This window comes from Klebsiella sp. C283, from assembly GCF_048822555.1.
Classification (GTDB): Bacteria; Pseudomonadota; Gammaproteobacteria; order Enterobacterales; family Enterobacteriaceae; genus Klebsiella; species Klebsiella quasipneumoniae.
The window spans coordinates 1-8155 of record NZ_JBMEZS010000031.1; the positions used below are offsets into that span (position 1 = coordinate 1).

At 53.7% G+C, this 8155-nt stretch carries 4 protein-coding genes; all 4 read right to left on the reverse strand.

Annotated features, from left to right (window positions below):
• Positions 1-149: 149 nt before the first annotated feature.
• Genes ACOI7Z_RS26405 through ACOI7Z_RS26420 form a run of 4 tightly spaced genes read right to left on the reverse strand, consistent with a single transcriptional unit; the run spans position 150 to position 8021 of the window.
• Positions 150-1418, reverse strand: coding sequence for an ISL3-like element ISKpn25 family transposase (locus tag ACOI7Z_RS26405; RefSeq protein ID WP_004152342.1), 1269 nt, complete (start codon positions 1416-1418; stop codon positions 150-152).
• A gap of 4 nt (positions 1419-1422) precedes the next feature.
• Entirely contained in the window at positions 1423-4680 is a 3258-nt protein-coding gene (locus tag ACOI7Z_RS26410; RefSeq protein WP_004152343.1) for a type I restriction endonuclease subunit R, read from the reverse strand.
• Positions 4681-5997: a restriction endonuclease subunit S gene (locus tag ACOI7Z_RS26415; RefSeq protein WP_004152344.1), complete on the reverse strand. Its 1317-nt coding sequence runs from the start codon at positions 5995-5997 to the stop codon at positions 4681-4683.
• Positions 5994-8021, reverse strand: a complete 2028-nt coding sequence (locus ACOI7Z_RS26420) for a type I restriction-modification system subunit M (protein ID WP_004152345.1) — start codon at positions 8019-8021, stop codon at positions 5994-5996. The genes ACOI7Z_RS26415 and ACOI7Z_RS26420 overlap by 4 nt, the downstream gene beginning before the upstream one ends.
• Positions 8022-8155: the final 134 nt, after the last annotated feature.

The window sequence follows — 8155 nt, forward strand, 5'->3', positions numbered from 1 at the left end:
GGCTATTTGCATTCTAGGGTTGGAATTCATCCATTCTAACCCTTAATTCTTAGTCGGACAAAAAGCTGCTTCTGGTTGGATTTTTCTGCTTTTCACCACCCTGCGAAAATCTAACATTGGTTGGATTCTCAGACGCGCCCTCTCTCGCGTTAATCCAACTCTCCACCTTCTGCCTGCTTCAACAATGTCGGAATGTGCGGTCCATACTCGACCTTGCCTCGTCCTGCTCGAATACCACTGCCAACCTTGCGGGCTTCTTTGGAGTACAACGTCTTTGCACGGATGATCTCATAGCTATAACCCCGACCTAACCGGTTGGACATCTTGATCAAGCCGTTGAGCCCTTCGGTATAGCCATTGGTGATTGAGAACGGCGCATCCCAGTAGGCAAAGATGTCGTCGTAATGGTTGTGTACCGTTTTTACCAGTTTTTTGAAAGGCTCCATGCCATAAGGCGGCAGGCTGTTCTCCCAAGCCTCAAAGGCGTTCTGAGCGCTCTGCTTGTCGGGTTCGTCGTAGATGCAGAAGAAGGCTTCCTTGAAGTCATAGGCCATGGCAAGTGCTGGGATTGCCTGCTTTACAACCTCCAGCGCCTTTTGCTCTGCGGGCGTTAGGTTGCCGGGTCGCTTCAGGGTGAGCCAGCGAATGGACTTTTTGACGTAAATGCGATCTTCTTTGCTTAACTGTGCCTGATAGTTCTTGCGCTCCGCTTCCAAGGCTTCAGAGGCCATCTTGACGACATGGAACTTGTCGATCACCAGTTTGGCGTTGGGCAGATACTGAGCAAAGGAACGTTTGAAGGGTCGCCACATATCCGTACAGACCCATTCCACCTTGTCAGCATCCGGCAAATCCTTGAAGAAGGGCTTCAAATGCTCTTGAGTACGATGCTCCAACATATCAAAGACGTTGTTGGTTGCCAGATTGGTGATTACACAGCGATACCCTCCGGCTAGGTTCACTTCGTCAATACCCATGATGACCGGGGTTTCGTAACGAACGGTTTGGGAGAGTTCCTCAATGAGATCGCGAGCGATGTTCTTGACGGTGTTCACCGCCACACCGGTTTGCTCGGCTAAAGCATGGAAGGTGGTTCCCAGGCACTGTTGCCGAATAACATCGACCAGCCGTTTGGTGGCTCGGCGTTTGTCATCCAGAAAACTCAACTCCGGCATGGACATTTTTCCGCACGACTCACAGCGAAAGCGCGGGCGCTGAACTTCAAGGCGGACGGGCTCCATGTACAACGGCGTGTCCATGAACTTGTTTTTGCGCGTACCGTGTCTGTGCATAGGGATGTTGCACTCCCCACATAACGGCACCTCGACCGTTACCGGCTCAGCAACTATCACAAGGCACTTGCCTTCGTGGCGCATATCGACCGGCTTGATGCCTGGCAGATTCAGCAGGTCAAGCATCGGCTTAATCCATACCCAGATCGATGTCTTTGCCTTCGCGCAGCAGGTCATACACCATATCAACCAATGCGGTCATGCCCTGACGGTCAGACTTGAGCACTTGGGTTGCCAGCTTCTGATGACTGGACAAAGCACGAACCACCGCTTGCTGAACAGCGCCGGGCAAATTGCCTTTCATGGCCTGTTCGCGGGTGTTACTTTCCACCTGAGCCATCACCACATCGCTTTCGCCGGCGATTGAAAAGATCTGATTCACGAAGGCCACCTGATCCTGGATCGGCGTTGCCTCACCAAACAGGCTGTTGAGTCGCTCAATAATCTCTTTGACGAATTTCGGCTTGTCGCCCGCCACACCACCACCGCCTGCACCTACCGGTTGCAGTACCGGGGTTTCGCCTTCGTCCTCCGCGTTATCTGAACGAGCATTGATGTCAAAACCGGTGAGCACCAGGCCGGTCAAGTCCACGGTTTCAGGTGCTTCGTGCTGAAGGCGCTTTTGCAATAGCTTGGCGAAGGCGGCGAAGTTCTCCAGCTCCGGGTCGCCAAAATCAATCAGTTGGGCGATATAGGAGTAGGTACGACAAAAACGCCCCAAATCCGACTTGAAGCCAATCAGTGCCTTGATTTGCTCGGCGTACTCATCCTGATGGTGGTCAGCAGACTTCATGCCCGCCTCATCACCCTTGGCGCGGGCCTTCTCAAAAGCCGCCTCCCAGGTCGCCATGCCATCGCGCAGCATCTTCATCTTGTCGTTATACAAGGCCGTCGCTCCAGCAGTGGCGGCATACAGCGCCTTGTGCTGTGGCGATTTGGTATGGGTGATGTCGCGGATGGTCTTGAAGCGTGCTTCCTTGAACGCAGCCAAGTCCTTCTCGTCGTACAGGCCGTGCTCGTCCAAGCGCTCCTTGATCTCGTAGACCACATTGAGGTCTTGCACTTCGTCGATGTGAGCACCCTTGTCATAGGTGGTAAAGGCCTGACGCACGTTCTCCGGGTCGTTCACAAAGTCGATGATAAAGACCTCATCCTTACCGGGCGCCGTCCGGTTGAGACGGGAGAAGGTCTGCACAATCTCCACATGGTTAGCGATTTTCTTGTCTACATACATGGCGACCAGTTTGGGTTGATCAAAGCCAGTCTGGAACTTGTCAGCCACCAACATCACCCGGTATTCAGGTCGGTCAAAGGCAAAGCGCAAATCCTGCCCTTGGACATCCGGGTTCATGCTCTGCTCGGTGAACTCTTCGTTCTCATCGACGATAAACACATCATCCTTGAACTCGCTGTCATCCTGGTGCATCACCTGCTTACCGGTCATCTTGCCGGAGAAGGCCACCAGTGAATGAATAAAGCCGTACTCGCTGTGCTGCTCGATATAGCGGTCAAACGCCTTCTTGTAGCGAATGGCAGCGGCGCGGGAGCTGGTCACGACCATCGCCTTGGCCTTGCCATCCAGCCGGTGGGCGACGTTTTTGGTGAAGTGCTCAACGATAAACTGTACCTTCTGGGTCACATTGGTGGGATGCAATGACATCCACTGTGCCAGGGCGCGTTTGGCGGCCTTGCCGCTTACCCGCTTGCTGTCTTCAAGCTGCTTGGAAAGGTTGAAGGCCGTTTTGTAGGGCACATAGCCTTTCAGCACATCGAGAATGAATTTCTCCTCAATGGCCTGGCGCATGGTGTACAGGTGGAAGGCTTGTGGAGGGTTATCGTTAGAGGCTGGCTGGCTCGGGTCTGTTGGGCGACCGAACAGCATCAAAGTGGAGTGCTTCGGCGTACCGGTAAAGGCGAAATAGCTGATATTGTCCGGGCGAGCCCGAGATTTTTGCAGTTGTTCCAGCAATTCATCCACCGTCATGGTGGACATCTTGCCTTGCCCACTCATCCCCAGCGCGGCTTGCAGCTTAGCGGCGGTAGAGCCTGTCTGCGAGTTATGCGCCTCATCAATGATCACAGCAAAGTTTTTCCCTTTCAGGGCCTTGTCAGTGATGATGGCTTCCATCGCGTAGGGGAAGGTCTGGATCGTGACCACCACAATCGGCGTGCCAGACAACAAGGCCTCCGAGAGTTGCTTGCTCTTGGACTTGGATGACTTCTGCCGGTCAATGGCGGCGATCACCCCAAACTGATGGTCAATCTGCTTCACCGCGTCCTGAAGCTGGCCGTCCAGCACATTGCGGTCGGTGACAATGATCACGCTGTTAAATACCGAATCGCCGTTATCTTCGCGCAGTTTCACCAAGTCATGGGCCGTCCAGGAAATGGTGCTGGTCTTGCCGGAACCGGCGCTGTGGTCACACAGGTAGGTCATGCCTGCGCCGTTTTCGCGGGCATCGGTCAGCATCTGGTTCACTGCCGTCCATTGGTGGAAGCGCGGGAAAATCAGGGTTTCTTTCTTCGACCAGTTGCCCTGAATATCCACAACGTCCTTTTTCTCGACGTAGACAAAGCTATGGAAAATCCGCAGCCAGGCATCCGGCTGGCAGACCGCCTCCCAGAAGTAGGCTACCGGGTATTCCTGGGTACCATCGGCCTTAATCTCACCTGGCGGGTTACCCGCATGTACCGTGCCACTTTCGTCCTTGCGCCCCTTATTGAACGGCAGGAAAAAGGTGTTTTCTCCATCCAGCTTGGTCGCCATCATGATTTCAGAGTCGGACATGGCGAAATGCACCACCGCCCCACGCTTGAAGGTCAGCAATGGCTCCCGGCGTTTGGTCTTGGCGTCATACGGCAGGCGATCATTGCGGTACTGATCCATGGCCGCTTCGCAGGACTGGGTGAAGTCGGTCTTCAGTTCGACGGTTGCCACCGGCAGACCGTTGATAAACAGCACCAGATCAATGGCAAATTCACGGGCCGGGTGATACTTCAGCTCCGGCACCACGCGCAGGATATTGGCCTGGTAGCGCTCAATGACTGCTGCATTGCGCTTGTCTTCCGGTGCAGCCTCGGTCATCTCGATCAGGCCGCAACCGGCAATGGAAAAACCCTGGCGCAACACCTGCATGGTGCCTTGTTTCTCCAGTGCTTTATCCAAGCGATCCATCAGCACTTCAAGGGTTTTGGCCCCGTTGAGCCGTTCCAGCTTGTCCCATTTTTCCTGCTGGCCGCTGGTTTTGATCCAGCTTTCCAGGTCTTCGGGGTACACCGCCCGCTCGGTGTCGTAGAACTTGGAATCACCCAGCTTCCAGCCCTGCTCTACCAACCGGTCGATGATGTATTGCTGGAAGTGTTTTTCCTGATGTGCTGCTGATTGCATTTATTGTTTTCCTCGCAAATCAATCTGGCCGGTGACAGCGGCGGTGATAAAGGCAGCGCGACGTTCTTTGAGCAGGGTGATACTTTGTTCTGTTTTCTCGACTAGAGCATCAATGCGAGCAGTTCCTGCATTAATTGTATTGGTAATTTCACTCTGTTCACCGACTGGAGGGATAAGTACAGGAAGCCTTCTGACGTCTTCAAACTTCAATGACTGCCTCAATCCTCCACCCATTGCATAAAAGACTTTACAAAGGTCATATGAACGCATCAACCATGCAAAATATGTAGAACCAATACTGTGCGGTTTCACGGCCATATACGCAGAGGTAATGATTCCTCTTTGCGTAACCTGGGCTGAACGCAAGCTACGTTTGTCGTTTTGCAGATCGGTGAACCTAAATACAACTTCGCCAGACTCTACAATTTGATAGGTTTCATAAGACTCTGGTGTTAATCCCATATTTCTGGTTTCAGGCTTCTGGATGATGTTTCCGTAGCTGAGGGACAGTATATTGGTTTCAGCTAGGCCCACATTCTTTCGGTTCAGTTCTGACACCAACGCGAAGAAGGGTTTAACCTCCCAGTGCTCCGGCACCTGCCCAATCCACTCAACGCCGGAATCCTTCATCTTCACGTTGGGGTCTAGGCCCTTGGTGACCGCATGGGTAATCAGCGCCTGGCGCTTTTCCTTCAGTAGCTCGATAAAGCGGATTTTCTTCTCGACAAGCGCATCAATACGGGCGGTTTCGCGGTCGAGGGTGGCCGCGATGGTGGCTTGTTCTTCTGGTGGAGGGAGCGCTACTGGGGCATTACCAATAGTATTTTGATTCAGGCCATATCGGGTTATTCCTGGCGACTCAACAAAGAAGTGAGCTCTTGTATGATCCGACTGGATCGAGCGATGGATATAGCTTCCATAGTTATCATTTAAGGCACGAATCATAGTGAGATGATAGCCACAAACCACTCCGGGCATATCATGTGGAACAAAGGCAGGAATCCCTATGTCGGATGGGTCTTCTGAATCCTTCGTGATAATGACATCGCCTTTTTTCAGAGTGAACTGCTCAATCTCGTGGGCGCTGGCAGTAGCCTGCATGAAAGGCATATCATCACTGATGAACTCGTTGTAATAGACATCCGTGTAGTTACAAAGCTCAACCGTCTGCTGGTCTTCGTAGCTCTTCTTGTCAACGCCACTATTAGAGTAACGCCCGACATGACGTAACCTTTTCACCTCCCAATGCTCCGGCACCTGCCCAATCCACTCAACGCCTGAATCTTTGTATGAGGTATACGCTTTGTACTGACTCATTCGCTGGCCACCTCCGCCAGTAGCGCGGCAATCTCGGCTTCTACCTGCTTCAGGTCTTCATCAATATCATGCAGCTTGCGCGGCGGCTGGTACTGGTAGAAGAAGCGGTTGAAGTTGATCTCGTAGCCAACGCGGCCCAATTGACCATCCCTGGCATCGGTAAAGCTCTCATCCAGCCAGGCATCCGGCACATGAGGAAGCACTTCGCGGGCAAAGTAGTCGTCGATGTCCTCCAGATAGGGGACGTTCTCGTAATCAGTTAAATCTGTGTCTGGCACCAGCTCGCCGTTTGAATCCGTGACTGGCTCGGCTTTCGGGTCTTTGTGACCAAAGGCGTTGATTAGCGCGGTGATCAATGTCTTGTTGGATTTGACCTTGAGCTGCTTGGCTTCATCGGACTTGATCGAGTTGCTAACAAAGGTTTCTGCCCAGCTATAGGGCTGCGTTTGCCCGATCAGCGGCTTGAGGGCTTCGCGCCAGAATGTCTGATGCGCGTCAGAGAGCTTTTCCCAGGCAGCTTCGGCTTCCAACCGCTCCATACCCACCTTATCCAGCTCTAGGGTCATGCGCAGCGGGCGCAGGACCCTGATACGGCGGTAGCCAAAGGTACGGTAGTCCAGCATCCGGGAAAGCGCACCGGTTTCGCCTGCTGCGTAGATGTCCAGAATCTGGCGGCGCTGCTCATCGCTGACAATACGGCGCTTGTTGCCCTCGTTGCGGATTGAAGTCCACAGGTCGGTGGCGTTGATCAACTGCACCTTGCCTTTGCGCTCCTGAGGCTTCTTGTTGGACAGAATCCACAGGTAGGTGGCGATATTGGTGCGGAAGAACAGATCCGTTGGCAGAGCTACAATGGCTTCAATCAGGTCGTCTTCCAGCAACCAACGGCGGATTTCCGATTCGCCAGACGCGGCACCGCCGTTAAACAGTGGCGAACCGGACAGCACAATAGCGGCGCGGCCACCGCCGTTGATCGGCAGTTCTAGCTTGCTCGCCAGGTGCATCAAAAACAGCATGGAGCCATCGCTAATTTTCGGCAGGCCCGGACCAAACCGGCCCAGCTCGCCTTTTTTGTGTTCCGCTTCGACAGCGGTTTTGTCCTTCTCCCATTTCTTGCCGAAAGGCGGATTGGACAGGCAGTAGTGGAAACGCTCACCGGCAAACTGGTCGTTGGACAGCGTGCTGCCCTGACGAATGTTCTTCGACAGATCTCGGCCAGGGTCCGACTCCAAACGGCGGATCAGCATACCGGCCACACAAACCGCATGGGTTTCCGGCTCCAACTCCTGCCCGTGCGGCACCAGCACTGGCGGGATCTTGTCGCGGTTACCGTAGTCCCCCACATGGTTCATAGCATCGGTGAGGAAGCCACCCGTGCCACAGGTCGGGTCATACAGGGTACGAATCAAACCTGGGCTGGCCTCAAACAGGGCATCATCCGGGTCAAGCAGCAATGCGGTCGCCAGGTGAACGATGTCACGCGGCGTCATGAAGTCCTCGGCTCCTTCATTGACCTCAGCACCAAAGCGGCGGATCAGGTGTTCGTAGATGTTACTCATCACCCGATCCGGCACCACGTCCGGGTGCAGGTCGATCTTGGCGAAGTTCTGGCAAATCTTATACAGCAAGCCCGCTTTCTCCAGCCGGATCACCGTATTGCCAAACTCAAACTCCTCGAAGATAGCGCGGGCGTTATCCGAAAACAGGGCGATGTAGTCTTCCAGATTGCGGCGCGTCTTGGTGCTACCCAGGGTGCCGAGGGAGTATTCAGAGGTGTTGTAGAAGGGGTATTCAGCGGTTGAGCGCAGAATGGTATCCAGCTCAACATCGGCATCCTTGAAAGCGTCATGCGCTTCTCTCACCGCCTCGCGGGTCGGCTCCAGCGCACACTCCAGACGGCGTAGCAGGGTAAACGGCAAGATGATCTTGCCAAAGTCCGTATGCTTGAAGTCACCCCACAGGTCTTCCGCATTCTTCCAAATAAAGTCAGCCTGTGAAGCTGCCGATCCCGTAAATTCGTTCATTCTGGCCTCCAACCACCTTTTGCACAGAATGGTACTGTAGTCAATCTGCGAATGTCAACCAGATTTTGCACAAAAGGGGATGGATTTCAATTCTTGGCTAAATTTGCGATCCTACCTCAGAATGCAAATAGCCC